The following is a 26860-nucleotide window of genomic DNA, read 5'->3' on the forward strand; positions in this document are numbered from 1 at the left end:
GGCGGCGTCGTCCGCTTGATACGGGGCCGGACGTCACGGCGGCTAGTGCCCCATCCGTTCGAGCCAGAGTCTGGAGTCGTGGATTTCCGCCTCGCTGGGCAGCTTATCCGCGGACTCCCAGACCGTGTTGAAACCTTCCATGCCAGCCACGTCAACCACTTCGCGGACGAACTTGGCGCCGTCGCTGTACTGGCGCATCTTGGCGTCGAGGCCCAGAAGGCTCCGGATGAACTTCTCGATCACGCCGTGGTCCTTGGCGCGGGAGCTGAAGCGCTGCCGGATCGTTTTCACGGAGGGCACGATGCTGGCGTCGACAGCGTCCATGACCACGTTGGCGTGGCCTTCGAGCAGGCTCATCAGGGCAGTCAGGCGTGAGAGCGCCGCCTTCTCCTCCGGGTTTTGCAGGAGGTCCAGGATGGCGCCACGGCTGGGGCCGGTGCCGTCAGCACTCCGGTCCTTGAGCGACTTGGCGGCAGCCGAGGCCCGTTCCAGCAGCGAATCGACATTGCCCAGCAGCTGGCCGCTGAGGTTTTCGATCTCGTCCAGCATGTGATGCCGGAGCCAGGGTGCGGCGGCAAACTGCACGCGGTGGGTCTGTTCGTGCAGGCAGACCCAGAGCCGGAAGTCCTCCGGTTCGACGTTGATTTCCCGCTCCACGGAAATGATGTTCGGCGCCACCAGCAGCAGCCGTCCCGCGGCCGGCGCAGTGGAGTTCTCTGCAAGGGCGGAAAAGGGGTCGTACTGGCCGAGGACCTTGCTGGAGAGGAATGCGAGGATGGCCCCGAGCTGGCTGCCGGTGATGGCCCCGCTGACGCTGGCCGCGCCGGGGCTCACCGTGCCGTGGCGGCCCTCCAGCATTTTTTCCATCGCGGGTTTGAGCATGACAGCAAAGCTTTGGGTGTTGGCCCTGGCCCAGGAAGCCCGGTCCACCACGAGCACCGAGGAATCGCGGAGGTCCCGGGCGGCCTCGAGACCGGTGATGTCGTGGACGTGCGGCACGGAGATATCCGCCATGAGCCGCAGGTTGTCGACCGCGGCGCCGATCTCGGCGGGCTTGAGGACGGGCCCGGCAGGGGTCAGCCGGGCGGCCGTGGACGCGGCAAGTTCCCAGTTGATGATGGGCTGGGCTTGGGCAGATGTCTCGGCGGCAGAGGACTCCATAAGCTCCATCAGATCACAGCGGCACAGGGTTGTGCCTTAAATTCGCCGGGCGGCGAACGGCTGACGGCGGCGGGCCCATCGCCGTCGTCCGGGCCGTCCGCTGCTCCGTAACTGCCGTTTTGGGGGCCCATAAGGGCATTTACGGAGCAAGTCGACGGTCCGACGTCGGACGCGGTCCCCTCAGCGGCAGCCGCAACCGGCAAGGACGGATGCGGTGCGGTCCAGCGCAGTCTTGTTGGCGGCGCCCGGCGTCAGGCCGTTGCCGATGAAGGAGAACACGAGGAGCCGGCCGTCGGCGTCAACAACGTACCCGCTGAGCGCGATCACGGTGTTGAGGGTTCCCGTTTTGGCCCGGACCAGCCCGGCGCCGCGGGCTGTGGACACCTCCGTGTAGCGCTCCCCCAGCGTTCCCGTGAGGCCGGCGACCGGAAAGCCGGCCAGAGCGGCCCGCAGCCGGGTGTCCGTGCCGGAGGTGATGGCGCGGACGATTGCGGCGAGCTGCCGGGCGGAGACCTTGTTCGCCGGGGCCAGGCCTGACACGTCGGCGGCGCGGAGCGTATCCGCGGGGATGCCCAGTTCCTGGAGCTGCTGCAGCACCGCGGCGGTGGCGCCGTCGTTGCTGGCCGGCTTGCCGCTCGCAAGGGCGGCCATCCGGCCCACCACCTCGGTGAGGTAGTTGTCCGAGGTCCGCAGCATCAGGCCCACCTGTTGGCCCACCGTGGCGGACTGGACCTCGGCGAGGACCCTGACGGCGCCGGGGCCCACCGACGCATCCGGCCGGTCAGCGCCTTCCGCGCTTTCGGTCCGGGCGGGGGTCCGGCCGGGGGTCCGCGCGACGCCCGGCGCCACGGTGAATCCGGCCGTTGCGGCGGCGGCGGCGAGCCTGGCCGCGAACGCCTCGGCGGCGGCCAGGGCGGCATCCTGGGGGCGGGGGCCGGTGGTCTTCGCCGGGTCGTACCTAGCCGAGTTCAACGCCAGCGGGTAAAGCGGGGCCGTCTCGCCGGCGGCCACATCCTCGGGGCTCCAGGCGGGATTGAGCGACGGTCCAGTAAACAAGGAGTCGTCCAGCTGGACGGTCAGGGTGCCGGAGACGCCGTCGTTCTGCAATGCGCGGACGGTCGACTGCGCGAGCGTCGCCAGCCCGGCATGGCCCAGGACCTCGCCGGGGGCGGATTCGCCGGCGGCCAGGAGCACATCTCCCCCGCCGGCGAGGACCACGGTCCCGGGTGCGGGGCCGGCCACGACACGGGTGCTGAAGCGCCGGTCCGGCCCCAGGGCGCGCAGTGCCGACGTGGCCGCCAGGAGCTTCATGTTGGAGGCCGGGATCCGGGCCTCGTCGCCCGAGCGGTCAAAGAGGATCGTCCCGGTGGCGGCGTCCTGCACCACCCCGCTGAAAGTCCCGGCGTCGTCCGTCTTCAGGGTCTCATTGAGTTGAGCCGCCAGGGATACGGGATCGGGGACGGGGGCCGCGTCGCTGAGCGGCCGGATGCCCGCGGGGCCGCTGCTGTCGGGGCCGGGGCTGTCGGGGTCGGTGCTGTTGGGGTCGGTGCTGTTGCGGCTGGTCAGCGTGCCAGGGATCTGGTGCCAGGGCGGGGCGGACTTCGCGGCTGCCGCCGAGCGGTCCGGGCCGAGGAAAGCCGGGGCGATGGCGATGCCGGCCGGGACGGCGAGAGCCACCACCAGAAGCGTCTGAAGCAGCGGCGGAAGGACTTGGCGGGAGGGCCCGGGAACCGGGTCCGTGACCCGGTCCCTGACCCGGTCCGTGCCCGCGCGGTCCGTCTTGCGTTTCATGCTGCTGCCGGTCCTTTAGTCCTGAAATGTCCCCACTCGTTCATGAAACCAGGGCCTCTCGCTATATCCTCAATAGTAGTCGGCGGCACCGGCAGCCTCTTGTGTGTGCCGCGCACCCCCCTGAAACCGTGCACCCCCTGAATTCTCAAGGAGCAGTCCATGAAGCATGACGTGACCATCGAGATCCCCAAGGGATCACGCGTCAAGTACGAAGTTGACCACGAGACCGGCCGCGTCCGCCTGGACCGGGTCCTGTTCACCTCCATGCAGTACCCCACCCACTATGGTTTCTTCGACAACACCCTCGGCGAGGACGGCGATCCGCTGGACGCCCTGGTGCTGCTGCAGGATTTCGATCTGCACCCCGGCGTGATCGTTGAGTCCCGCCCGATCGGCGTGTTCAACATGACGGACGACGGCGGCGGCGATGCCAAGGTGCTGTGCGTGCCGGTCGACGCCCGCTTCGACCACATCAACGAGATCAGCGACGTCAGCGAATACCTGATCAAGGAGATCGAGCACTTCTTCACCCGTTACAAGGACCTGGAGCCGGGCAAGTGGGTCAAGGCCGAAGGCTGGGGCGACCGCGCCGCCGCCGAAGCCGAGCTCGAGGCCTCCATCAAGCGCTACGTTCCACCCACGCACTAACACTCCTTAACCCCAACGCGGGGTCACTTACGGCCCATCCGGTGGCACGGCATGGACCGTAAGTGACCCCGCGTTGCTTTTTAGGCAGCGAGGGCTGTTCAGTGCCGTGTCAGGAATGTGTGAAATTGTTGGCGCATGAACGCCGAGCCTGCCTTTAGTCCTCCCTGCGGTCCGATCACCGGATGGCGGGACGGCAACGTGCTGCGCGCCACGGGTATTCCGTACGCCACCGCGGCCCGCTTTCAGCGTCCGCTCCGTGCAGCCGACTGGACCGAGGTGCGCGCAGCGACGTCACTCTCCCCGGCGTGCCCGCAGGCGCCGGTGCCGTTCCTGGACGATATTCTGGGCACCCGCTACGGCGAACTGGCCGGCAGCGAGGACTGCCAGCGTCTCTCCATCACCCTGCCGGCGGACCTCGACGACGGCGAGCAGGTGCCGGTTATGGTCTGGGTGCACGGCGGGTCCTACACCACAGGCTCCGGGGACCTGGCGATCTTCGATCCCAGGGCTCTCGTTGCCGAAAACCGGGTCATCGTGGTCTCCGTGACGTACCGGCTGGGCCTCTTCGGGTATCTGGCAACCGGCACCGGCCGGCCGGCCAATCTCGGCCTCCTGGACCAACTCGAGGCGTTCCGCTGGGTGCAGCGCAACATTGCCGCCTTCGGCGGCGATCCGGGACGAGTCACAGCTTTCGGCCAGTCCGCCGGGGGCGACGCCGTCGCCCACCTCATGGCGACCGCCGAGGCGCCGGCGCTCTTCCAGCGCGCGATCATTCAAAGTGCACCCCTCGGCATTACCCGGGGTCGCGAGAAGATGAGCACTGCCATGGGCATCGCGGCCCAGGCCGTCACCGTGGACACCCCTGCCATGGAGGTGGTGGCCGCAGAAGAGCGCGTGTCACAGGTGGCCCGGAAGTTCGGGATGCTGGCCGCCATGCCGTTCGGCACGCAATACGGGCACTCTCCGCTGCCTGCAGAAGCCGGGATCGACGCAGCCTGGAATGCGGCGGCCCCGGACATCGAGGTCCTGATCGGGCACACGTCCGGGGAAGCCCGGCTGTTCCTGCCGCGCAACCGCACCGTCAGCCGGCTGGCAAAGGTCCCGGTCCTCGGTTCCGCCGTCGTCAAGGCCATCAACTGGGCCGTGACGGAGTCGGTGTATGGCAGATCAGCCAGGAAGTTTGCCCGGCGGCATGCCCAGGCGGGCGGCACGGCGTACCGCTACGTGATTTCCTGGGGTGCGCCGGGCAACGTCTACGGGGCCGCGCACACCGTTGATCTGCCACTGTTGTTCGGAGACCAGCGGACCTGGGAGGGAGCGGGGCTCCTCGCAGGCGCCAGCTGGGAAGAAATCAACGCCCAGGGCCGGGCCCTCCGCGCCGTGTGGGCCCGGTTTGCCTCCGGGAGCGGCCTGGACAGCCGGGGCGAAATACCCGGCGCGCTCCGGTACCGCTCGGTCTGAGCCGGGCCTGCCTTGAGAACCCTGGGCGTCGATCTCGCCGCGGCCACCAAGAAAACCGCCACCGCCGTCATCGAATGGACCGACGGCGCGGCCAGGCTTGTCGACCTGTCCCTGGACGTGGCCGACGGCGAGATCGTCCGACTATTCACCACCAGCGCGATGACGGGAATCGACTGTCCGGTGGGTTGGCCGGCCGCTTTCCTGCCGTTCCTGGCGGGGCACCTGAACTTCGCCGCCCATCCGGTGCTGGACCACGACGGGATCGAGGGCCGCCGCCTGTTGGCCTACCGGGACACCGACCGGTTTGTCACGGGCCGGACCGGGCTGATTCCGCTCAGCGTCTCCGCCGACCGGCTGGCCCACCCTGCCATGAGATGCGCCGTCATCCAGGCCAAGATTGCCCGGGATGTGGCGCCGCAGGCCCGGGACGGATCCGGCCGTCTGGCCGAGGTCTACCCGGCGGCGTCACTGAAACTGTGGGGGATCCCTGCCCGAGGCTACAAGGGCCGTGGTGCCCCGGAGGTGGAGAAGCTGTCCAGGATCCTCGATGCCCTGACTGAGGCCGCACCGTGGCTGGACCTCGCGGGTTACCGCGATGACCTTGCTGCCTCCGACGACATGTTCGACGCCGTCATCGCCTCACTCACGGCCCGCGCCGTGAGTGTCGGGAAAACATTGCGCCCCCCGGCCGAACAGGCCGCACGGGCCCTGACGGAGGGCTGGATCCACCTCCCCTCCGGCCCGCTCGCCGACCTCACGGCCACGTAGCTGCCGGGGAATTCGCTGGGAGTTGGCGGGGAGATTACCGGGCGTTCCCGACATTTGCCTACCTCCTACCACCGGGTAGTGTTGTCCCAGAATGTTCACTCTGACCATCAACCAAACGGACAGCAGGCGCGATGGCGACTGCGTGCCGCAGCTCCTCAAGGACCTGCGGCACATCCCGGCGCGCCTCGATTTCGACCGCTCGGTGGAGGATGAGGTCCAGGGCATTGTGGACACCCCGAACCAGGCCGTAGAGGCAGCGATGATCGCGTTGCGCACCGGCAGCTGGTACGTCGGAATCGGCGTCGGCCCGGTCAACGAACCTCTGCCGAACCAGATCAAAGATGCCTCCGGCCACGGGCTGATCTATGCGCGCCGGGCCGTTGACCGGCTGCGCAACGGCAAGGAGCGCGTCCCGGTGGCGGTGGAGGGCCCGCTCGCGGACCTTGCGGCGGATTCGGAGGCGGTGCTGCGGCTGCTTGGCCACATCGTCCACGATCGCAGCCCCGCCGAATGGCGGGTCCTGGACCTGCTGACCCCCGGCGTGCGCGGGCAGCAGAAAGCCGTCGCGGAGGAACTCGGCATTACCACCCAGGCCGTCAGCAAGGCTGTCGCCCGGGCGCAGTGGAACGAGGAACACGCCGCACGGCCCGCCGCGGCCCGGCTGCTGGGCCTCATCCTCGAGGTCCGCTGACCCCCGATGGCAGCTGCGGTCGCGCGCCCGGCGCCTACTGCAAAGCGCCCACTGCAACGCGTCTACTGCAAAGCCCCGATGATGGCGCCCATGGCCGTGAAGGTCACAATGTTGTAGCCGGCGTTGATGGCGAACAGCGCCAGGCTCCGCCGTTCAAAAAGGTAGTTGATGCCCACCGCGGCGGCCACCCACCCGGCCCCGACAGCCAGCCCGGCCAGCGCCCCGAACCCGACGCCGGCGGCGCCGATGAACGCGGACAGGACGAGACTCGCCACCCCGGACAGCATGAACGAGCCTGCAAAGACCCTTACCGTGCCGCGTTTGAGTTGGTCATCGCTGACCCCGGCTTCGCGCTGCCATACTTTCGGAAACAGGACGGTGTACCAGAGCCCGCCCACCAGGAAACCTGTTAGCGCAGCCAGCAGAACCGCCAACCAGCTGATGTTGATGTTCATTTCGACCTCCCGCGTGAATCGCCTCCGGGTCGGGGCGATGCCTTCACGCTAGCGGCCGGCTGCCCGGCGGTCTTGTATAAATCCCGCACCGCCGGGGACAGTTCCCGTCCGCTCCCCCGGCGCCATGCCCGGCACGTCTTCGAGCGGCACAAACGTGGCGTATTCGGGACCGTAGTCATGCACCACCTTCAGGTATTCCGACGGCGTGTACCCGGCGAAGCGCCGGAACGCCCGGATCAGGTGCGGCTGGTCGTAGTAGTCGGCCAGAGCCAGCAGCGCGCGTCCGGCAGCGGCTCCTTTCGGGAGCGCAGCGGCCGCGGTGACGAAGCGGTGGAAGCGGCAAACGTCTGAGTATGTCTTGGGCCCGACGCCGCAGTCACGGAGCATGATCCGCTCCAGTGTCGATTCGTTGACGCCGAGCCGGGCTGCCAGCGCCGCCACGCGCAGGTCCTCCGCGGCCAGGGCGGACGCCGCGCTGACGGCCCGCTGATCGGTGTGGAACCCGGGGCGCAGCCTTGCCGCCAGGAAGGTGCCTAGCGCGGCGAAGGCTTGGCTCGGCGTCGGATCCGCCAGCCCGGCTCGCAGCGAGCTGAAGCCGGGGAAGATACGCTCCGCATCGACCACCGTGCCCTGCAGTGCCGACGGCGGCTCCGCGGTGAAGGCGGCGAGCCCGAACGGCGCCAGCACCGCGCCGATGTTGAAGATCCGCGCAGGGTTCTCGCTGATCAGGAAGCTCCGCTGCAGCCCTGAGTAAAAGCCGACGGCCACCTCCGTGGCACGGTGGCCCGACGTGCTGCCGGAAGCGGGATCTCGCGGGTGGGTCTCGATTAACCGGTAGGGCTCCGAGAGATTGAGCACGAGGTGCGCAAAGGGGCCGGGCAGGATCTTCTCGTAGCGGGCCGCCGGCCGGCCGCGGACCAGCCAGAACGCAGCCACATAGGGCTGCAGGTCCGGCGGTGCGGGCCACTCCTCGTAGAGCACAGCCCCAGTCTAGGACGGCCCTGGTCCGACGGCCCTGCCCCCACCCCCGGTCCGCGGAACCGGCTAAAGGAGCCGGCTAAAGCAGAATGCTGCGCAGCACGTGGGCCGCGCCGTCCTCGAAGACGGAATGCGTGACCTCGTTTGCGGCAGCGATGACTTCCTGGGGCGCCTGTCCCATGGCGACACCGCGCGCGGCCCAGGTGAGCATCTCGATGTCGTTGCGTCCGTCACCGACGGCGATGGTGCGGTGGGCCTCAATGCTGAGCCGGCCGCGGAGGTGTTCCAGGGCGCTGGCCTTATTGACGCCGGCGCCGGCAATATCGAGCCACGCGGTCCAGCCCACCGAGTAGGTCACGCCGGCCAGGCCGATGTGGCGGATGGCGGTGTCGAACTCCTCGGGAGTGTTCTCCGAACTGAACACCACCACGCGCACGGCGGTGGCCTCCAGCATGGTCTGGAAGTCGACGCCGATCGCCTCGACGCCGAAGCTGGCGTCCTGGAAGCGTTCCGTGGAGAGGAAGTTGCCGTGTTCGTCCTCCAGGGCGTACTTGGCCGATGGCAGCCTTTTCCTCAGGGCGCGAAGGGCCGGACCCGGATCGAAGGTTGCCTTGTGCAGGATCTCGTAGCCGTCGGACAGGCTCGAATCGAGGCGCAGGGTCACGCCGCCGTTGGAGCACACGGCGTAGCCGTTGTCGATGCCGATGTGCTCGATGATGGGCAGCGTGGCGTTCAGTGACCGACCCGTCGCGATCATGACATGGTGGCCGGCGGCCACGACGTCCTGTGCGGCTTCGCGGACGGGAACGGACATGTGGCCGTCATGGTCGACAAGGGTGCCGTCAACGTCGAGGGCGATCATCATCTTTCCGCCGGTAATCTTCCGGCCGGCGCCGTCCTGGTCGCCGTTCTGCATAGTGTTCTGCGTGCCGTTCTGCTTGCCGTTCTGGTTGCTATTTCGCCGGTCATCGTTGCCGGCGACTGAGGTTTCAGTCAATGTTGTCATCTACCTAGTAGAGCAGACACCCCTGACAGCGGCTAGGATCCAGGCCACAGCGCGCCGTGAACAAGGAGTGAACATCCCGCCGGCGAAACCGTTTCTTCCTGGCGCTGCGCAAACGCCCCCGCGACACCGGAATTCCGGTGTCGCGGGGGCGTTTGGGTGTCGCGGGGGAAATTGCGCGTCGCAGGGCGGGGTGCTTCGCGCGTCGCAGGGTGAAACGGATCAGATGACGGGGAAGACCGTCATCCCGCCGAGGTATTTCTGCAGTGCCTGGGGAACGTTGACGGAGCCGTCCGGGTTCTGGTGGTGTTCCAGGATGGCCACGATCCAGCGGGTGGTGGCCAGGGTGCCGTTGAGCGTGGCCACGGCGCGGGTGCCCTTGGCAGCGCCGCCGTCGTTCAGCACGCGTTCGCGGATGTTGAGGCGGCGAGACTGGAAGGTGGTGCAGTTGGAGGTGGAAGTCAGCTCGCGGTAGGCGCCCTGGGTGGGGACCCACGCCTCGCAGTCGAACTTTCGGGCCGCGGAGTTGCCGAGGTCGCCTGCGGCGGTGTCGATCACGCGGTACGGGAGCTCACACTTGGCCAGCATTTCCTCTTCCCAGGCCAGCAGGCGGGCGTGCTCGGCGGCAGCCTCGTCAATCGTGGTGTAGACGAACATTTCAACCTTGTTGAACTGGTGGACCCGGATGATGCCGCGGGTGTCCTTGCCGTGCGAACCGGCCTCGCGGCGATAGCAGGAACTCTGCCCCGCGTAACGGATCGGTCCGGCGGAGAGGTCCAGGATCTCATCCGCATGGTAACCGGCCAGAGCCACTTCCGAGGTGCCCACGAGGTACAGGTCGTCTTCGGCGAGACGGTAGATCTCGGCGTCGTGCTTGACGTCGAAACCGGTGCCCTGCATGGTTTCCGGTCGCACCAGCGTCGGGGTGATCATCGGCACGAAGCCGGCGTCGATGGCCTGCTCCATCGCCATCTGCAGCAGCGCCATTTCCAGCCGGGCACCGGGCCCGCGGAGGAAATAGAACCGTGAACCGGAAACCTTAGCGCCACGTTCCATGTCGATCGCGCCGATCAGTTCACCGATTTCGAGGTGGTCCCTGGGCTTGAAGTCGGGGAATTCGCGCGGGGTTCCAACGGTCTTGACCACGATGTAGTCGTCTTCACCGCCTTCCGGGACGCCGTCCTCGATGAGGTTGGGGATCACCCGGAGCAGCTCCTCGTGGGAGGCCTGTGCGGCGTCGGCCTCGGCCGAGGCGGCCTTGACCTCGCCGGCGAGGACCTTGACCTCTGCCAGCAGGGCCTGTTTCTCCTCGCCCTTGGCCTGCGCGACCTTTTTTCCGAAGACGTTCTGCTCGGCCCGCAAGTTCTCGAAGCGGATCAGGGCCGCGCGCCGGGCGGAGTCTGCGGCCATGATCGCATCCACCACGGATTCGTCGGCGCCGCGGGCGCGCTGGCTGGCACGGAACTTGTCCGGATTTTCACTGAGGGCTTTTACGTCGATCACCTGACTAGAGTATCCAATCCGGCAGCCTGTCCAGGGCAATCCGGCCGCCGGGGACCGGCGGGATAGTGTTGGAACACAATGCGCGACTGGCTGCCGTACCTCGTCATCGCTGGAGTCCTTGCGTTTGCCGCCTCCAGTTGGTGGGGAGTGCGCAGGCTGAAGGCCAAACACACGCGCAGCGCCGTCTGGGAGGAAACCCACAGCCCCGGACCCGGCCAGCAGAGGGTCGCGGTGGTCATGAACCCGATCAAGGCCAAATCCGCCGAAGCCCGCGGGCTGATCACCAGCGCCTGCGCCTCGGCCGGCTGGGAACCGCCCCGTTTCTTCGACACCACCGCCGGCGATCCCGGTTTCGGCCAGGCGCGTGCCGCCGTGGAGTACGGGGCCGACGTCGTCCTTGTGGGCGGCGGTGACGGCACCGTGCGCGTGGTGGCCGAGATCCTCGCCGGCACGGACACCGCCATGGGCCTGATCCCGCTCGGCACCGGCAACTTACTGGCCCGCAATGTGCACCTCGATCTGTACGACCTGCCCGGCTGCGTGCGGACGGCGCTCTTCGGTCACCAGCGGTTTATCGATACGGCGCGCATGCGGGTGGAAAATTCCCGGACCGGCGGATCCGCCGAGCACACCTTCCTGGTGATGGCGGGTATCGGCATGGACGCCGAGGTGATCGGCGATACCAACGACGGGCTCAAGAGGGCCGTGGGCTGGCTGGCTTACACGGAGGCCGGGGTCCGGCACCTGCCGGGGCGCCGCAAGAAGGTCTCAATCGCCCTTGACGACCAGCCCGAGCAGTCCCGGAAGATCCGGAGCGTGCTCTTCGCGAACTGCGGGCTGATCCCCGGCGGTATCGACTTCATCCCCCAGGCCATGATCGACGACGGCATGCTGGACGTGGTGGTGATGAGCCCCCGCAGCGCGATCGGCTGGCTGGCCATGTACTGGAAAATTGTCCTCAAGCACAAGAGAAACCTGCCGGTGATGACGTACTACCGCTCCGGTAAGATCACCATCCGCTCTGCGGAGCCAATGCCCACCCAGGTCGACGGCGATCCGTCCGGCGCGGCAACCAAAGTCACCGTGCAGGTTGCCCCGGGCTCGCTGCTGGTGCGCGTCCAGGACGGCACCGCAGGAGACTAGGGGCCGGCTTACTTGGCGGCTTCCTTCGCCGCCTCAGCGGATTTTTTTGCTTCCGCGGCCGCCCTGGCGGCGCGGGCTTCGGACTGCTCGCGGATCATGGCCTGCTCCTCTTCGAAGCGCAGGCGGTCCGCGCGATCGGCGTCGTCGCCGTCCCAGTCCTGGTTGTCAGCCGTCGGCTTGGGATTCACGATCATTCCCTGGCCGTCATTTTCAAGGCTGGTACCTGACATGATCTGCTCCCTCCGTTAGGGGACGTCCCCCATGTGAATCAGGTAAGCATACGCACAGTTTCAGGGGGGTGGAAGTACCTGATGAGGCATTCGTCTACGCTCTGGGCGAAGCGACGGGTGCAAAGCCCGGCACCACGGATGCTCCCGAGAGTATGTTTTCGACCCATGCATGTGCCGCCCGGAATGCCTGGTCCGAGGTGTGCGGGGCCACGTCGGACCGTTGGCCATCCGCGCGGCTGTAGGAACCCAGGAAACGCGTGGCTGGGCTGATCCGGTGAAGTCCGGCGAGGGCATCCGCAACCCGTGCGTCGGCAATGTGGCCGTCGGCGTCGATGCTGAAGAAATAATGTCCCAAATACTGTCCGGTGGGCCGCGACTCGATCCGGCTTAGGTTCACGCCGCGCGTGGCGAACTGGTCCAGGATTTCCATCAGCGCACCGGGCCGGTCTTCCGGGAGCGGGACGACTACGGTTGTCTTGTCCGCACCGGTCGGCTCGGGGAGCTCGCCGGGGCGGCCAACGAGCACGAAGCGGGTGACGGCGCCCGGATTATCCCCGATGTTCTCCGCGAGCACCCCGAGTCCGGGCTGCTCTGTGGCCACGGTCGGAGCGCAGATCGCCGCGTCGTAGTGGGCGCCGTCCTCGAGGAGCCCCATGGCGGCTGCCGCCGTCGAAGATCCGGGGATGTATTCCGCATTCGGAATATTCTTCTCCACCCAGAGCCTGCACTGGGCCCAGGCATGGCCGTGGGTGGAGACCCGCCGGACGTCCGCGATCCGCACGCCGGGCCCGGCCACCAGGACGAAACTGATCGGGACCAAGACCTCACGGAGGATCCGCAGCTCCGGCCCGGTGGCGATGGCGTCCAAGGTTGCCGTGACGCCGCCTTCCACGGAGTTCTCAATCGGTACCATGGCCGCGTCCGCCGAGCCGTTCCGGACCTTGTCCAAGGCCGTGTTCACATTCGACGACGGGACACGGATGGCGTCCGCCGCGCCCGGAACCTGCATCAGGGCGGCCTCAGTGAACGTGCCGGCGGGTCCGAGGAACGTGTACGTAACGGGTGATACGGGCATCGGCGCTACCTTCTTCGATTACAGGATGACGGGCTTGAGCCCGTTGTCGGACACCAGCGGCATTCCGGTTTCAAGCCATTGGTCCATGCCGCCGGCGACGTTGAGGGCGGAATAGCCGCGCCCCACGAGCCATTGCGCGGCACGGGATGACCGGCCGCCGGTGCGGCAGATGACGTAGAGGTCCTCGTCGGGATCCACTTCATCGATCCGCTCCGGGAGCTGGTCCAGCGGAATGTGCAGGGCACTTTCGGCGTGGCCCGCGGCCCATTCGTAGTCTTCGCGGACGTCGAGGATCTTGGCGCCCCCGGGGATGCCGGACACGGTGACAGTGTCAAAGTCGCTCATGGTGGTCCTTTCCGCAGGATGCAAGGTCTTCCTCCAGCGTATCGCCAGCCGCCCGCAGCCGCCCGCCCGCAGCCGGCAGGTTACGCTTCTGGGATGTCGCAAAGGAGACCCCATGGCAGCTGACCGGCCCACCATCCCGCCGCGCCCCCGCGGGACATGCCCACCCCCGGCCGCCGGGACCGGACACAGTGCCACCATGTCCGCCCTCCCGCTCGAGGGCTGGACATGTCCCGCGGAGCGCGCGGGTGCGCCGGAGCCGCGTTTCCTTGGCTGACATCCATGAGCTTTCAGCCGTCGAACTGCGCGATGCCCTGCGATCCGGCGAAGTCTCGGCGCGCGATGCAGCGGGGCACTTCCTGGACCGCATCACGGCCGAGAACCCGCACCTCGGCGCGTTCATCACCGTCACCGCGGAGCAGGCCCTCAGGGACGCGGCCGCGTCGGACGGGATCCACGCCCGCTCCACCCGCGATGGGACCGGGCTTCCGCTGCTGCATGGCATGCCGGTGGCCTTCAAGGACCTGACGGACGTCGCGGGTGTCATCACGACGCATGGCAGTGCCGCCCTGGAGCACAAGCCCGCATTGCTTGACGGCGCCCTGGCCGCCACGCTCAAAAGTGCCGGCGTCATCTCACTGGGCAAGACGCAGGTTCCGGAGTTTGGACTCACGGCGTACAGCGAGAACCGGATCGCGCCGCCGTCGCGTAACCCGCACGCGCCCAGCCGCAGCTCGGGCGGCTCCTCCGGAGGCAGCGCAGCCGCTGTGGCCGCCAGGCTGGTGCCCTTCGCTCCCGGGTCCGACGGCGGCGGCTCCGTCCGCATTCCGGCCGCGGCGTGCGGACTCGTCGGACTCAAACCTGGCCGGGGGCTCGTCCCCGCGGGGGAAAGCACCGGGGATCCCGCCGGCCTGGTGGTCACCGGGCCGCTGGCGCGCTCGGCCACGGATGCCGCGCTGCTGCTCGATGCGCTGGTCCCCCGCCCACAGGGGACGCAAGGGACGCAGGGCGGTTCCGCACCGGGCTACCTCGAACTCGCCGCCCACGAGCCGCGCAGGCTGAGGATCGGCGTGAGCCTGGACAGCCCGTGGCAGACCATCTTTCCTTTCGTACCGGAGCCCGAGGCCCTTGATGCCCTGGCCGCAGGGGTCAGGCTGCTGGAGGCGGCCGGCCACGAAACCAGCGAAGCCGTGATCCGCTATGACAACCGCTACCCCGATGCGTTCACCACGGCCTGGACCGCCGGCGTCGGAAGCGCCCGGATTATCCCGCAGCGCGAGGCGCTCCTGACCCCGCTGACCCGGACGTTCCGGCGCCGCGCCCAGCAGCGCAGCCCGGCCAGGCTTAACGAGTCCCTCGGCTTCCTGCGGCAGTTCCAGTACGACACCATCGCCCAGTACGCCGCCTGGGACCTCATCCTGATGCCGGCGCTGGCCCAGACCCCGCGCCCGGTGGGCTGGTTCACCGGCGCGGCCCACGGTGACGGCTACTGGCCGGCGGCCGAGTGGGCGGGAGACGCCGACGGCGACTACCGCAAGCAGTGCGAGTACGCGCCCTGGTCCTCGATGGTGAATGTGTGCGGGCTGCCCGCCATCAGCATTCCGGTGCACTGGACCGGCGGGGCCCAAGGGTCCGGATTGCCGCTGGGTATCCAACTGATCGGTCCGATGGGATCCGAGGCGCTGCTGCTGCAGGTGGCGGCGCAGCTGGGGTTCTAGCAGCCGGCCGGTGGGGCACGGCGAATTCCCGGCCGGGAACCGCTACGGTTTAGCAGGGCTGCGTGATGGCATCGCGACGCCTTGAGGCGACGCCTTGAGGCGACACGAACTTGAGGCGACACGAACGTGAAGCGACACGAGCTGAAACACGAGAGGGATCGATGAAGATCACCGGTGCAGTACTTGAAGAAGCCGGCCGCCCGCGCCCGTTCGCGGACTCCAGGCCCATCACCATCTCCGAACTGGAGCTGGCCCGTCCCGGACCCACCGAGATCCTGGTCCGAATCGAAGCCGCCGGAATCTGCCACTCGGACCTGAGCGTCGTTGACGGCAACCGCCTGCGCCCCGTCCCGATGCTGCTGGGGCACGAGGCCGCCGGACGCGTCGTCGAGGTCGGCCCGGACGTCACGGACCTGCAGCCGGGGCAGCGTGTGGTGATGTCCTTCCTGCCGCGCTGCGAACAGTGCGAGAACTGCGCCGAGGACGGCCGGCTCCCCTGCACCGCAGGCTCGAGGAGCAACGGCGAGGGGACACTGCTGCACGGCTCGATGCACCTCAGCCGGGCCGGTGAGAAGGTTTACCACCACCTCGGTGTTTCGGGCTTCGCCACGCACGCCGTTGTGGACCGGGCCTCGGCTGTGCCGGTCGACGACGACATCCCCGCCGACATCGCCGCCGTCCTCGGCTGCGCCGTGCTCACCGGAGGCGGGGCCGTCCTCAACGCGGCCCGGCCCCGGCCGGAGGACAGCATCATGGTCGTGGGGCTCGGCGGCGTCGGCATGGCGGCCCTGATCACGGCCGTCTCCCAGAACGTCTCCCGGATCGTCGCCGTGGACACCCTGGATGAAAAACTCGAACACGCCGGCCGGCTGGGCGCCCACGAGACTTACACCCCGCAGCAGGTCATCGAACAGGGGGTCAAGGCGAAGTACGTGATCGAATGCGCCGGCAACCCGCGCGCCTTTGAGACCGCCTTCGCCGCCACCGCCGTCGGCGGGACCACGATCACCGCCGGCCTGCCGCACCCGGATGCCCGCGCCCGGATCTCCCCGCTGACCATCACCGCCGAGGCACGGACAATCGTCGGCAGCTACCTCGGCTCCGCGGTACCGGCCCGGGACATCCCCAAGTACGCCCAGCTTTGGCGGGAAGGGAACCTGCCGGTCGAGGAGCTGATTTCCGCCCGCATCGCGCTGGCGGACATCAACCAGGCGATGGACCAGCTCGCCGACGGGAAAGCCGTCCGCCAGGTCATCATGTTCGACGCCGGGTAGCCCCGCATCCGGGTTGCGCTATCACTTGCAGGTGCTATCCCTGGTCCAGAGCGACATCTACTGATAGGTCAACGGGCGGAGTGGGGCGGAGTGCGCGTGTGACTTGCCCCGGGCGGCTTGCCCAGGGCGGCTGTGAATGTGACAATCGCGCGTAACACTGTCAGCATTAAGTAAATGAGCACTACTCATTTACCAAAGCCCCCCGCTACCACGCAGGGCGATACCTCCTTTTTTGGCCACCCAAAGATGCTGGCCAGCCTCTTCACCGTAGAAATGTGGGAGCGCTTCTCCTTTTACGGAATGCAGGGCATCCTCCTCTACTACATGTACTTCTCCGCCGCTGAGGGTGGCCTGGAGATTGAGAAGGGCCTGGCCGCCGGCCTTATCGGCGCCTACGGTGGCGGCGTCTACCTCTCCACCATCCTCGGCGCGTGGCTCGCGGACCGGCTCTTCGGATCCGAGCGCGTACTGTTCGGCTCGGCCGTCATGATCATGGCCGGCCACATCGCGCTGGCCCTGCTTCCAGGCATCCCCGGCCTGATTACCGGCCTGGTGCTGGTGGGCGTCGGCTCCGGCGGGCTCAAGGCCAACGCCACGGCGCTGGTGGGCAGCCTGTACCGCGAGAAGGACGAACGCCGGGACGCCGGCTTCTCCATCTTCTACATGGGCATCAACGCCGGCGCCCTGATCGGTCCGCTGGTGACCGGCTGGCTGCAGGAAAGCCGGGGGTTCCACTGGGGCTTCGGTGCCGCCGCCGTCGGCATGGCCGTGGGGCTGGGCATCTATGCGTTCGGCCGCAAAAAGCTGCCCGCGGAGGCGCACCGGGTGCATAACCCGCTGCCCGCCGCCGAGCGCACCAAGTACGGCCTCCGGTTCGCCGGTATCGCCGCCGCGATCGCCGTGCTGCTCGCCACCGGCATCGTGAACGCCGGGAACCTGGCCATGTCCATGGCGTACGCGGCCATCGCCGCGTCCGTTCTGTACTTCGCCCTGATTTTCAGCAGCAAAAAAGTCAATGGCACCGAACGCCGCCGAGTGGCGGCCTTCATCCCGCTGTATATCGCTTCCGCAGCGTTCTGGGCCCTGTTCCAACAGCAGTTCACCTTCATCGCAGTGTACTCGGAGGAAAAGCTGGACCGCTTCCTGTTCGGCTGGGAAATGCCGGCGGCCTGGGTGCAGTCCATCAACCCGGTGTTCATTATCATCTTCGCCGGCGTCCTGGCCGCTTTGTGGACCCGCTTGGGCCGCAAGCAGCCGGGCTCGGCGCTGAAGTTCTCGATCGGCCTGTTCACGATGGGCCTGGCGTTCCTGGCGTTCATCCCGCTGGCAGGTGAGGGCAAGACGCCGCTGCTGGCGCTGGTGGGGATCCTGCTCCTGTTCACCCTCGCGGAGCTGTTCCTCTCCCCTATCGGCTTGTCCGTGACCACCAAGCTGGCTCCGGAGGCCTTCCGCACCCAGATGGTGGCGCTGTTTTTCCTCTCGGTGTCCCTGGGCACCACACTGGCCGGCATCCTGTCCGGCCTGTACAACCCGACGGACGAACTGCCGTACTTCATCGGCATCGGCGGCACCGCTATGCTGCTGGCCGTCGGCCTGGCTGCGGCCTCGCCGGCGATCAAGAAGCTCATGGGCGGCGTTCGCTGAGCCACTGAGTTCAAGGCGCCCGCCGCCGGTTGAGTCCGGCAGTTACGTCCCCGCAGCCGGCGGGGCGACAGGTGAGGCGTCCGACGTCGAACTCAAGCGGGCGGGCCATCTCACCGCCGGCGTGGTGTTTGTCACCGCCGGCGTGGTGTGGCCGGGCGGGCGGAATGATCCGACGTCCGCACCAGCCGCGCCAGGAACGAGACCCCCGCGGACCAGCCTGTCCCCGGGAGGTCCCGGCCTCACGTTGAAGCGGCAGCTGCTATTCGGCCCGGTGGCAGAATCTAGCGGTTGGGCAGGGAATCAGGGACCGGCGGAACGCCTGCCTGAGTGTTTCCAGCCAAGTTGGAATTCAGCTGCTGCTGCAGGTTGATCTGGGCCTGCTGGTTGAGGAGATTCTTGGTATGCATATCCATGGTCTCCTCGTGCCGGAGTCCCTGATGATCTGCGAAAAGGCGCGCATTGATCTCATTGCGGAACTGCTCCATTTTGGCTTTTTCAAGAATTGACACCTGGAGAAATGTGCTTCCGCCGCCGTTGTTGGTTATTTTGAGGCGGGCGCTGAGTGCGTTCAAGAGCATGGAAATGCCCAGGAGCAGCAAGATCCAGCCGAAAACATTGTTGAGCATCTGGAAGCTGACCAGGAAGAAGATGAGCCCGAAGACTGCCCGACCCAAAGAAAATTTGACGTCCACGGCAGTCGCGGCCGTGTTGGCCAGGGGGAAGGTCTCCTCTGCGTATCCCAAGGGAATCGCACCCAGGAGGGTGTTCGCACGCCGCGACACAACGCGGGTGTTCGTCACGCCCATCTCGGTCTTGATCCAGAACAGGATGACGGACGGGCTGAACTTCGTGGTGTGGACGTTGGACTCGCCCGGGGCAAAATGCAGATTGGACAACTAAATTCCTCTCAGAGAATTTCAGGACTATTCTTTGAGGGCAAATTGTCGATCATGCATCTGCCAAGCAGACATGAGCCCCCCCAAAGGCTTTGCATTCAGGAACATATCATACAACTGTGCCCTGGCCGGAGCTGGCTTCTCTTTGTCGGCAAGCTTGGAGAATGCCTACACCATCTGACCGGAGCGGAAGACCGATGGTTTGGCGGTCTTATGCCCTGTAGGCCGTGCCGCCGGAAGCCCCCATGGCCAGCACCAACGCGATGAGCACGATCACCATTACGGTCAGCGCGATCCCCACATACCCCAGGACCAGGCCGGCACTGGCCATGCCCCTGCCCGCCGGCTCTCGCCTGAGCGCCATGTGCCCGAGGATGACCGCAGCAAGCTGCGGCAGGAGGAAGAAGCCCGGCCCCACAAAGACGGCGATGCCGCAGCACAGGCTGGCGATGCTCAGGCTCTTTGGTTCCGGCGGCAGCCCGTAGTAGGCCGGCTGGCCGTAAGCGTTGAACGGGCTGCCCGGCTGGCCATACTGTGCCGGCGCACTGTACTGCTCCTGGCCAGACGGCTGCCCGCTCCAGGCACCGTAGGGCTGCTGCGGTGCTGTGCTGCCCGTCGCGCCGAAAGGATCCGCGGGCTGGGTGTACTCAGGCGCCGGCTGGGTGTACTGCTCGCCGGACCCCTGAGGCGGACTGTCCGACGGCGGCTGGTAGCCCTCCGGTGTCCCGTCGTTGCCCTGTTTCGGCTGGTCAGTCATGGTTTTCCCCTTTTGAAGTGTCTGACTTCAGGGTACCGCCGCGCCGCTCAAAAGATCCTGATGATTGCGTCATAGGGGCCGGAATGCGGCTAAACCGTGTTGCGGCCCGTCGTCGTCTGGCATGCTGGTGCAATGGCTAGCCGCGCGGGCACTGTTGCCCAACCCCAAGACCTTGTTGATCTCACTGCACTCCTGGATGCGTACTACGACGTGACCCCGGATCTGACGGACCCGGGCCAGCGGGTGGTTTTTGGGACTTCCGGCCACCGGGGCTCAAGTCTGAAAGCCTCCTTCAACGAACCGCACATCCTCGCCATTACGCAGGCGATCGTGGAATACCGGGCAGGCCAGGGCATCACCGGCCCGCTTTACCTGGCCAAGGACACCCATGCGCTGAGCGAACCGGCGCAGAATTCCGCCCTGGAAGTGCTCGCGGCGAATGGCGTCAACGTGCTGATCGATGCCCGCCACGGCTACACGCCCACGCCGTCGCTGAGCCATGCGATCCTCACGCACAACAACAATTCCCCCGCCGGGGCTCCGCAGGCCGACGGTATCGTTGTCACGCCGAGCCACAACCCGCCCGGAGACGGCGGCTTCAAGTACAACCCCCCGCACGGCGGGCCCGCAGACTCGGACGCCACGGGCTGGATCGCCAACCGCGCCAACGAATTGCTCGAGAACGGGCTGCGCGGGGTGAAGCGCACCCCCCTCGCCGAAGCCCTCGGCGCCGGCACCACCGGCAAGTTCGACTTCCTCAGCAGCTATGTGGATGATCTCCCGTCGGTCCTGGACCTCAACGCGATCCGCGAAGCCGGCGTCCGGATCGGCGCCGACCCGATGGGCGGCGCCTCGGTGGACTACTGGGGCGAGATCGGCGAACGACACCACCTGGATCTCACCGTGGTCAACCCCACTGTCGACCCGCAGTGGGCCTTTATGACCCTCGACTGGGACGAAAAGATCAGGATGGACTGCTCCTCGCCGTCAGCGATGGCCTCCCTCATCAACCGGATGTCAGAGGCCGGTCCCGGCAAGACGGCGTTTGACGTCGCCACCGGCAACGACGCCGACGCCGACCGCCACGGTATCGTCACACCTTTTGTTGATGGACACGGCGGGCTGATGAACCCGAACCACTACCTCGCCGTCGCGATCGATTACCTTTACCGGCACCGGACCGGCTGGAACCCGCAATCCGTGATCGGAAAGACCCTGGTGTCTTCCTCGATCATCGACCGTGTAGCCGCCAGCCTGGGCCGGAAGCTCGTGGAGGTCCCGGTCGGCTTCAAGTGGTTCGTTCCCGGGCTGCTCTCCGGCGAGGGTGCTTTCGGCGGCGAGGAATCCGCCGGCGCGTCCTTCAACAGAAAAGACGGCAGCGTCTGGACCACGGACAAGGACGGCATCCTGCTGGCCCTGCTGGCCTCGGAAATCACCGCCGTGACAGGGAAGTCGCCGTCCCAGCTCTACAAGGGCCTCACTGACCAGTTCGGCGACCCCGTGTACGCAAGGATCGATGCCGCGGCCACCCGGGAGCAGAAGGCAGCGCTGGGTAAGCTCTCGGCGTCGGACGTCACCGCCACGGAACTCGCCGGCGAGACCATCACTGCGAAGCTCACCGAAGCACCGGGCAACGGCGCCGCGATCGGCGGGCTCAAGGTGGTCACCGAGAACGCCTGGTTCGCGGCCCGCCCCTCCGGCACCGAGGACGTCTACAAGATCTACGCCGAGTCCTTCAAGGGAGCCGAGCACCTCAAGCAGGTCCAGGCCGAGGCAAAGGCACTGGTGGACGGCGTCATTTCCTAGGATCGTTCCTCCACGCACCGCGGCCGCCGGCACCGGCAGTCAGGCTGATTTACCCTCCGGGAGGCTGCCGGCCAGCACCGCGCGGTCCCGGCCCAGCGCCTTGGCCTCGTAGAGGGCGGCGTCCGCAGCGGCGATCATCGCTTCGAGATCCACCCGGCCCGGCGCCGTCGACGCGATCCCGTAGCTTGAGGTTGGCAGGCGGGGGATCAGTTTTGACGGGGAGGCCCGGAGCCGGCGACTGATATCCGCCGCAATTTCCCCGGCCCGGTCGGGTGTCACGCCCGGCAGCAGGATGATGAATTCCTCTCCGCCGTACCTGCCCACGAGGTCCGAGGAGCGCACCGTGGAGGTGCAGGCATCAGCAAACGCCTGCAGTGCCGTGTCCCCCGCTGAATGCCCGAACTCGTCGTTGATGGCCTTGAAATGGTCCAGGTCGGCCAGGATCAGCGACGCCGTGGTTCTGGCGCGGTCGAGGCGGCGCAGTTCATCCTCGGCAAGGTCCAGGAAAGCCGAGCGGTTCAACAGCCCAGTCAGCCCATCCAGGGTGGCGCGGGCACGGAGATCCCGGGTCTGCTGTTCAAAGCTGAGTTCGGCCATAGTGAACGATGCCACCACCAGCAGCACGGCGGCGAAGATGGTGGTGGCCGCGGATCCGAAAACGGTCGTGAACGCCGGACCGTTGCGCCCTTCCACGAGGAAGGCCAGCAGACGGCCGAGGTAGTAGACGGACAGGACGCCCGTGCCCACGGCCAGCGTGCGGTGCACCCGGGAGTACGTGGAGTCCAGCAGGAAGAGTTCCCGGGATGACAGCCCGATCAACAGGCTCATGAGACCGAGAAGCACGGCACCACCAGCCCAGTTGTTGGTGGCCGGGTTTTCCAGCACGGAGGCCACGGCAACCACGACGGGCCCGGCCGCAAGGGAAGAAATCCTGGGTGCGGCTGTCCGAAGTGAACGGGCACCGGCCCACACACTCGCGGCGCCGGCGACCAGCAGCACGTTCCCCAGCGGGTTGGCCCAGACTTGATGCGCCGTGCCATCCGGCAGGTATGCGGCGGACCCGGTGAGGAGCAGGATCAGCGACGCACACCACCAGCCGCTGTAGGCGGCACGCGTCCGGCGGAAACTGAGGAAGTAGAACAGCAGCAGCAGCGTCAGCGCCACAACAGCGAACACGACACGAACGGTCGAGGTGTCCAGTACCATATCGAGGCCCCCGGTCCGCGCGTAGTTGACACAAGATCGTTTCGACCAGCGCCGCGATTTCCATCAGTATCGCACCCCGGCCAATGAACCATGCATATCGCCCGAAAAGTTCCGCAAGACCCTCACCGGAGGCTGTTGGGCCCGGTGGCCGCCCGCCGAGTTCGGACGGCCTGTTTTTGCGGCTTGTTACGACACCCTGCTTAGGCGCTCCAGAGCTTGAGGATCCGGCGGGTCGTGTGGCCGCCGTCGGGCGCCATGTCCAGGAGCGCGATCCAGCTCAGGACCAGTTCGTCGCCCTCGCTGACCCTGTCGCCTCCCCGGTGGGACACATGCGGGCGGTATCCCGCCAGCGTGTACCCGGGGGTGGGGATCCGGCCGGACAGCTCCGCCACGACCGCCACCAGCGCCTCGTGCAGTTCCTGCAGCGGCAAGCTCGGTGCGATCAGGGTGACCGGGACGACCCCGGACCGGCCGAAACCTGATTCACCCCCGGCCGTGATCCGGCTGCCGAGCGCCACCGCGACCGGTTCCGTCAGGCGTCCGGCAATTCGTTCTGCGAGAGGGTCGCCGGCGGCCGGCACCCGGTCCGCTTCGCCCGCGGGTGCGGGTGCGGGTGCGGGTGCGGGTGGCTGATCGGCGACGTCGAACCTGACCAGCGTGATGTGCATCGGCCAGTCATCACGGAGGAATTCGAACCCCTCGGCAACGGGCTCCAGAAAGGCCACAACAATCAGGTTCCGCATGGGAAAAAGTCTGCCACGGAGCTGGCGCAGCCGGACCGCCTACCCTCTAGATAAGGCCCGGATCCGGACTAAACTGGAAAGCGGCCCCGGATGCGGCCTTGCGCTCAACCGCAGAATTGCGTCCCGAGTGCCTCCGGCCTGTCCCCCATGGTGCCGGGGGCACCTCCGCGTCAGGTCCCGCCGGAGGCACCTGACGGGTTGGGGATTCCCGGGAAACCCGGGCACGGTAAAGTTGCTCCGGACGATTCCATCCCGCCCCGCCGCTGATTCTTTGAAAGGCCCGCCATGAGCATGCTCGGTACCAAATGGAAGCTCCACGGCGACGGCAAGTCCATCCGCCCCGGCGAGGTCGTCAAACCGGATGAGCGCCTTGCCTGGCCGCTGACCATCGGCGTGGGGATGCAGCACGTTGTCGCTATGTTCGGCGCCACCTTCCTGGTCCCGATCATCACGGGCATGCCTCCGGCCACCACCTTGTTCTTCTCGGGCATCGGAACGCTGCTGTTCCTGGTCATCACCAGAGGCCGCGTGCCCAGCTACCTGGGCTCCAGTTTCGCTTTTATCGCCCCGATCATGGCCTCACAGCAGCAGTACGGCGTCGCCGGTGCGCTCGGCGGCGTGGTGCTGGCCGGCGTCGCGCTGGCGATCATCGGTGCAGTGGTGCAGAAGTTCGGCGCGGGGTGGATCAACCGGCTGATGCCGCCGATCGTCACCGGCGCCATCGTGGGGCTGATCGGCCTCAACCTCGCCCCCGCCGCGAAGAACAATTTCGACGCCGCCCCGATCACGGCCCTGATCACGCTGGCCACGATCATCCTGGTGAGTGTGTTCTTCCGCGGCATCGTGGGCCGGCTGAGCATCCTGGTAGGCGTCGTGGTGGGCTACCTTGTGGCGATGCTCCGCGGCGAAGTGGATTTCTCGAAGATCGACGCAGCGGCGTGGGTGGGGCTGCCGCACTTCCAGACCCCCGAGTTCCACCCCGGCGTCATCGGCCTATTCGTACCGGTGGTGCTGGTACTTGTGGCCGAGAACATCGGCCATGTGAAATCCGTTGCGGCCATGACCGGCCAGAACCTCGACGGCGTCTCCGGACGTGCGCTGATGGCCGACGGCGCCGCCACCGTACTGGCAGGCCTGGGCGGCGGATCGGGCACCACCACCTACGCGGAAAACATCGGCGTGATGGCCGCCACCAAGGTGTATTCGACGGCGGCCTACTGGGTGGCCGGCGTCTTCGCCGTAGTCCTGAGCTTCTCGCCGAAGTTCGGCGAACTCATCGCCACCGTCCCGGCCGGCGTGCTGGGCGGTGCGGCCACCATGCTGTACGGCATGATCGGGGTCCTGGGCGTGAAGATCTGGGTGCAGAACAAAGTGAACTTCTCCAATCCCATCAACCTGACCACGGCCGCCGTAGCGCTGATCGTCGGCATCGCGGACTACACCTGGACCATCGGGGACCTGAAGTTCACCGGTATCGCACTGGGTTCTGCCGCGGCGCTGGTGATCTACCACGGTATGAAGGCCATCGCGAAAGCCCGCGGCACGGTCGCGGAGCCGGAAACCGAGGAGCCCGCTGCTGTGGCTGCGTCGAAAGCCGCCGCCAACGCTGCGGCGAAGCGTGCGCCCAAGAAACGGCGCTAAGCGCTCCCGGACCCAGCGGACAGGCCGGCGTCCTGCCACCGGATGCTGGCAGGGTGCCGGCCCCCAGCCGCCGAGCGGGTTAGCCGGCGTCGAACGGTGCCTCTTCGTCACTGGCGTCGTTCGGAGTCTCACTCTCCGGCTGGTCCGTCCCGGAGCCGTCGGGCAGTCCCGCGGCGTCCTGGCCGGGCTCCGAGGAGAACGGCCGCCCGGCGTCGGGCTCTTCGGTGTTGGAGTCATCCATCTCGGCCTCCGCTGACGGCATGGCCACCTCGGAATTCTCCGAAGCGTCGGCGTCGTAGCCGGGAGTTGTGCTGGCGTTCTCTGAACTCATTTGGTCCTCCGTTCCTCCGAAGCGTCCTGCCCCGGGTTCTCCTGCACTGTCCTGGTCTTCGGCGCCGAACTGGCTCAGGTCCGGGGCACCGGCCGGGTAGGTCTCCCCGTCCGGGCTGTCCTGGCTGAGTCCGGCGGCGTCGAAGGCCTCTTCCTCACGGGGCTGGGCGAAGTTCTTCGCATCTCCGCCGGGCAATTCCTGTTCTGCCGTCGGCGTTCCATAGCCGCCGGTCTCTTCGAGGGGCTCATGCTGGTTGTCCTGAGTCATTTCGATCCTCCATCACACATTGTCCGCCTGCCCAAGGTGTCGGTTTTCGAGGGAGTTTCCCCGGCGACCGGCGCAAACCGGCCGCTCGGATCTTTTCCTTCGTAGTCAACAGTTCCACCCTATCCGAAACATAATCAGCAACCTTAGTACTGGCTCGAATCATTCGGGGTCCCGGGGTCCCTCGCGCGCCGCGGCCTGCATCAGGCCCCTTCGAGTGCCTGGCTGGTAGCCCGGGTGAGGTACTTCGCGGCATTGGCGACGGCGTCGGCCGGGCTTCCGGCGAGGTCCAGCAGTTGCACGGCGGCTACCACGCCGTGTCTGGCGAGGTCCTCCGGAGTGACCAAGATCCGCCCGGCCACCACGATCACCGGGATCCCCAGTTTCTGCGCTGCGTCGGCCAGCGCAATCGGTGCCTTGCCGGTGAGCGACTGGGAGTCCAGCGAACCCTCACCGGTGATCACGAGGTCCGCCCGGGCGAGCTTCCCGGCGAGGCCGGTGAGTCCGGCGACCAGCTCGAAGCCGCCTTCCAGCGCCGCGTTGCCAAAGGCCATGAACGACGCCGGGAAGCCGCCGGCCGCACCGGCGCCCGGAACGTTGACGTCCCGGCCGGTCGCACCGCGCAGCACCGAGGCCCAGTTCCGCAGACCTGCGTCAAGCAGTTCCACGGCATCCCCGTCCGCACCCTTCTGCGGGGCGAAGACATGGGCGGCTCCGTCACTGCCGAACAGCGGGTTCCGGACGTCGACGGCGATCCGGAACCGCACGGCGGTCAGCCGCGGGTCGAGGCCGCTGGTATCCACCGAGACCACGTCCGCGAGGAAACCGCCGCCCAGCGGGACCACGTTGCCGGCGGCGTCGAGCGGCTTGAGTCCCAGCGCGCGGAGGGCGCCGCTTCCGCCGTCGCTCATGGCCGAGCCGCCCAAGCCCAGCACAATCTCGGTGGCGCCGGCGTCCAGTGCCGCGGCGATAAGCTGGCCGCAGCCGTAGCTGTGGGCGCGCAGGGCATTGGCCGGAGTCGGGTCCATGTGCGCCAGTCCGGAAGCCTGCGCGGTTTCGATCACTGCGGTGCCGCCGCCAAAGGCGTCCTGGCGGAGGGCCCACGCGGCGCCGACGGGCGCCAGGATCGGGCCGACGACGGCGTTAATCCGCTCTTCGTATCCGGCGGCGATAGCCGCGTCAAGCGTCCCTTCGCCGCCGTCGGCGACCGGAAACTGGAGAGCCTCGGCGTCGGGGTAGACGCGCAGGGCGCCTTCGGCGATGGCTGCGGCGGCTTCGGCGGCGGTGAGGGAGCCCTTGAACTTGTCCGGGGCGATGAGGATACGCATGGC

General features: G+C 67.4%; 25 protein-coding genes. 10 read left to right on the top strand and 15 right to left on the bottom strand.

The window, feature by feature from the left end:
• Positions 1–42: 42 nt before the first annotated feature.
• A complete protein-coding gene (locus RCH07_RS05880) occupies positions 43–1161 on the bottom strand; it encodes a zinc-dependent metalloprotease (protein ID WP_326966542.1) in 1119 nt (372 codons plus the stop codon).
• A gap of 180 nt (positions 1162–1341) precedes the next feature.
• Positions 1342–2952, bottom strand: a complete 1611-nt coding sequence (gene dacB, locus RCH07_RS05885) for a D-alanyl-D-alanine carboxypeptidase/D-alanyl-D-alanine endopeptidase (RefSeq protein ID WP_326966543.1) — start codon at positions 2950–2952, stop codon at positions 1342–1344.
• Between the two features lie 159 nt (positions 2953–3111).
• On the opposite strand from dacB, the gene RCH07_RS05890 reads away from it, so the two are divergent.
• From RCH07_RS05890 to RCH07_RS05905, 4 genes are all read left to right on the top strand, one after another.
• The gene (locus tag RCH07_RS05890; protein WP_326966544.1) at positions 3112–3600 is read left to right on the top strand and encodes an inorganic diphosphatase; all 489 of its coding nucleotides are present in this window, start codon (positions 3112–3114) and stop codon (positions 3598–3600) included.
• Positions 3601–3735: 135 nt separating this feature from the next.
• A complete protein-coding gene (locus RCH07_RS05895; protein WP_326966545.1) occupies positions 3736–5061 on the top strand; it encodes a carboxylesterase family protein in 1326 nt (441 codons plus the stop codon).
• Positions 5062–5073: 12 nt separating this feature from the next.
• Entirely contained in the window at positions 5074–5829 is a 756-nt protein-coding gene (locus RCH07_RS05900) for a DUF429 domain-containing protein (RefSeq protein WP_326966546.1), read from the top strand.
• Between the two features lie 91 nt (positions 5830–5920).
• Positions 5921–6520, top strand: a complete 600-nt coding sequence (locus RCH07_RS05905; RefSeq protein WP_326966547.1) for a MarR family transcriptional regulator — start codon at positions 5921–5923, stop codon at positions 6518–6520.
• Between the two features lie 62 nt (positions 6521–6582).
• Here the strand turns inward: RCH07_RS05905 and RCH07_RS05910 are convergent, their stop codons facing one another.
• The 4 genes from RCH07_RS05910 to serS all read right to left on the bottom strand — a co-directional run bounded on the left by RCH07_RS05910 (position 6583) and on the right by serS (position 10459).
• Positions 6583–6975 (bottom strand): DUF1761 domain-containing protein, encoded by a 393-nt coding sequence (locus RCH07_RS05910; RefSeq protein WP_326966548.1) that lies wholly within the window; start codon positions 6973–6975, stop codon positions 6583–6585.
• Between the two features lie 48 nt (positions 6976–7023).
• Positions 7024–7956 carry a helix-turn-helix domain-containing protein gene (locus RCH07_RS05915; RefSeq protein ID WP_326966549.1) on the bottom strand — a complete coding sequence of 311 codons (933 nt, stop codon included), beginning with the start codon at positions 7954–7956 and terminating at the stop codon, positions 7024–7026.
• A 76-nt stretch (positions 7957–8032) separates the two neighbouring features.
• Positions 8033–8959: an HAD family hydrolase gene (locus tag RCH07_RS05920; protein ID WP_326966550.1), complete on the bottom strand. Its 927-nt coding sequence runs from the start codon at positions 8957–8959 to the stop codon at positions 8033–8035.
• 219 nt (positions 8960–9178) lie between these two features.
• Entirely contained in the window at positions 9179–10459 is a 1281-nt protein-coding gene (serS, locus tag RCH07_RS05925; RefSeq protein ID WP_326966551.1) for a serine--tRNA ligase, read from the bottom strand.
• 78 nt (positions 10460–10537) lie between these two features.
• Between serS and RCH07_RS05930 the strand changes: the two genes are divergently transcribed.
• A complete protein-coding gene (locus RCH07_RS05930) occupies positions 10538–11602 on the top strand; it encodes a diacylglycerol/lipid kinase family protein (RefSeq protein WP_326966552.1) in 1065 nt (354 codons plus the stop codon).
• 8 nt (positions 11603–11610) lie between these two features.
• Here RCH07_RS05930 and RCH07_RS05935 read toward each other — a convergent pair whose 3' ends face one another.
• From RCH07_RS05935 to RCH07_RS05945, 3 genes are all read right to left on the bottom strand, one after another.
• Positions 11611–11832 (bottom strand): hypothetical protein, encoded by a 222-nt coding sequence (locus RCH07_RS05935; protein ID WP_326966553.1) that lies wholly within the window; start codon positions 11830–11832, stop codon positions 11611–11613.
• A gap of 94 nt (positions 11833–11926) precedes the next feature.
• Complete coding sequence (pheA, locus tag RCH07_RS05940; protein ID WP_326966554.1) at positions 11927–12907, bottom strand: prephenate dehydratase; 981 nt, start codon at positions 12905–12907, stop codon at positions 11927–11929.
• 18 nt (positions 12908–12925) lie between these two features.
• Positions 12926–13252: a rhodanese-like domain-containing protein gene (locus RCH07_RS05945; protein ID WP_326966555.1), complete on the bottom strand. Its 327-nt coding sequence runs from the start codon at positions 13250–13252 to the stop codon at positions 12926–12928.
• Between the two features lie 266 nt (positions 13253–13518).
• Between RCH07_RS05945 and RCH07_RS05950 the strand changes: the two genes are divergently transcribed.
• From RCH07_RS05950 to RCH07_RS05960, 3 genes are all read left to right on the top strand, one after another.
• Positions 13519–14967: an amidase gene (locus tag RCH07_RS05950; protein ID WP_326966556.1), complete on the top strand. Its 1449-nt coding sequence runs from the start codon at positions 13519–13521 to the stop codon at positions 14965–14967.
• 161 nt (positions 14968–15128) lie between these two features.
• Positions 15129–16241, top strand: a complete 1113-nt coding sequence (locus RCH07_RS05955; protein WP_326966557.1) for an alcohol dehydrogenase catalytic domain-containing protein — start codon at positions 15129–15131, stop codon at positions 16239–16241.
• A gap of 174 nt (positions 16242–16415) precedes the next feature.
• Positions 16416–17885 (top strand): peptide MFS transporter, encoded by a 1470-nt coding sequence (locus RCH07_RS05960; RefSeq protein WP_326966558.1) that lies wholly within the window; start codon positions 16416–16418, stop codon positions 17883–17885.
• A gap of 281 nt (positions 17886–18166) precedes the next feature.
• On the opposite strand, the gene RCH07_RS05965 is transcribed toward RCH07_RS05960, so the two are convergent.
• Positions 18167–18781: a hypothetical protein gene (locus tag RCH07_RS05965; RefSeq protein WP_326966559.1), complete on the bottom strand. Its 615-nt coding sequence runs from the start codon at positions 18779–18781 to the stop codon at positions 18167–18169.
• A 211-nt stretch (positions 18782–18992) separates the two neighbouring features.
• Positions 18993–19538 carry a DUF4190 domain-containing protein gene (locus RCH07_RS05970; RefSeq protein ID WP_326966560.1) on the bottom strand — a complete coding sequence of 182 codons (546 nt, stop codon included), beginning with the start codon at positions 19536–19538 and terminating at the stop codon, positions 18993–18995.
• Between the two features lie 132 nt (positions 19539–19670).
• On the opposite strand from RCH07_RS05970, the gene pgm reads away from it, so the two are divergent.
• The gene (gene pgm / locus RCH07_RS05975; RefSeq protein WP_326966561.1) at positions 19671–21344 is read left to right on the top strand and encodes a phosphoglucomutase (alpha-D-glucose-1,6-bisphosphate-dependent); all 1674 of its coding nucleotides are present in this window, start codon (positions 19671–19673) and stop codon (positions 21342–21344) included.
• A 39-nt stretch (positions 21345–21383) separates the two neighbouring features.
• Here pgm and RCH07_RS05980 read toward each other — a convergent pair whose 3' ends face one another.
• Both RCH07_RS05980 and RCH07_RS05985 read right to left on the bottom strand, forming a co-directional pair.
• Complete coding sequence (locus RCH07_RS05980) at positions 21384–22550, bottom strand: GGDEF domain-containing protein (protein WP_326966562.1); 1167 nt, start codon at positions 22548–22550, stop codon at positions 21384–21386.
• Between the two features lie 200 nt (positions 22551–22750).
• Positions 22751–23293, bottom strand: coding sequence for a 2'-5' RNA ligase family protein (locus tag RCH07_RS05985; protein ID WP_326966563.1), 543 nt, complete (start codon positions 23291–23293; stop codon positions 22751–22753).
• Positions 23294–23578: 285 nt separating this feature from the next.
• On the opposite strand from RCH07_RS05985, the gene RCH07_RS05990 reads away from it, so the two are divergent.
• On the top strand, positions 23579–24934 hold the full coding sequence (locus RCH07_RS05990) for a uracil-xanthine permease family protein (RefSeq protein WP_326966564.1): 1356 nt from the start codon (positions 23579–23581) through the stop codon (positions 24932–24934).
• A gap of 79 nt (positions 24935–25013) precedes the next feature.
• On the opposite strand, the gene RCH07_RS05995 is transcribed toward RCH07_RS05990, so the two are convergent.
• Together RCH07_RS05995 and RCH07_RS06000 are read right to left on the bottom strand one after the other, a co-directional pair.
• Complete coding sequence (locus RCH07_RS05995) at positions 25014–25532, bottom strand: hypothetical protein (RefSeq protein ID WP_326966565.1); 519 nt, start codon at positions 25530–25532, stop codon at positions 25014–25016.
• A 200-nt stretch (positions 25533–25732) separates the two neighbouring features.
• Complete coding sequence (locus tag RCH07_RS06000) at positions 25733–26857, bottom strand: glycerate kinase (RefSeq protein WP_326966566.1); 1125 nt, start codon at positions 26855–26857, stop codon at positions 25733–25735.
• Between the last annotated feature and the right edge of the window lie 3 nt (positions 26858–26860).

It is taken from the genome of Arthrobacter sp. CG_A4, from assembly GCF_035985125.1.
Lineage (GTDB): Bacteria > Actinomycetota > Actinomycetes > Actinomycetales > Micrococcaceae > Arthrobacter.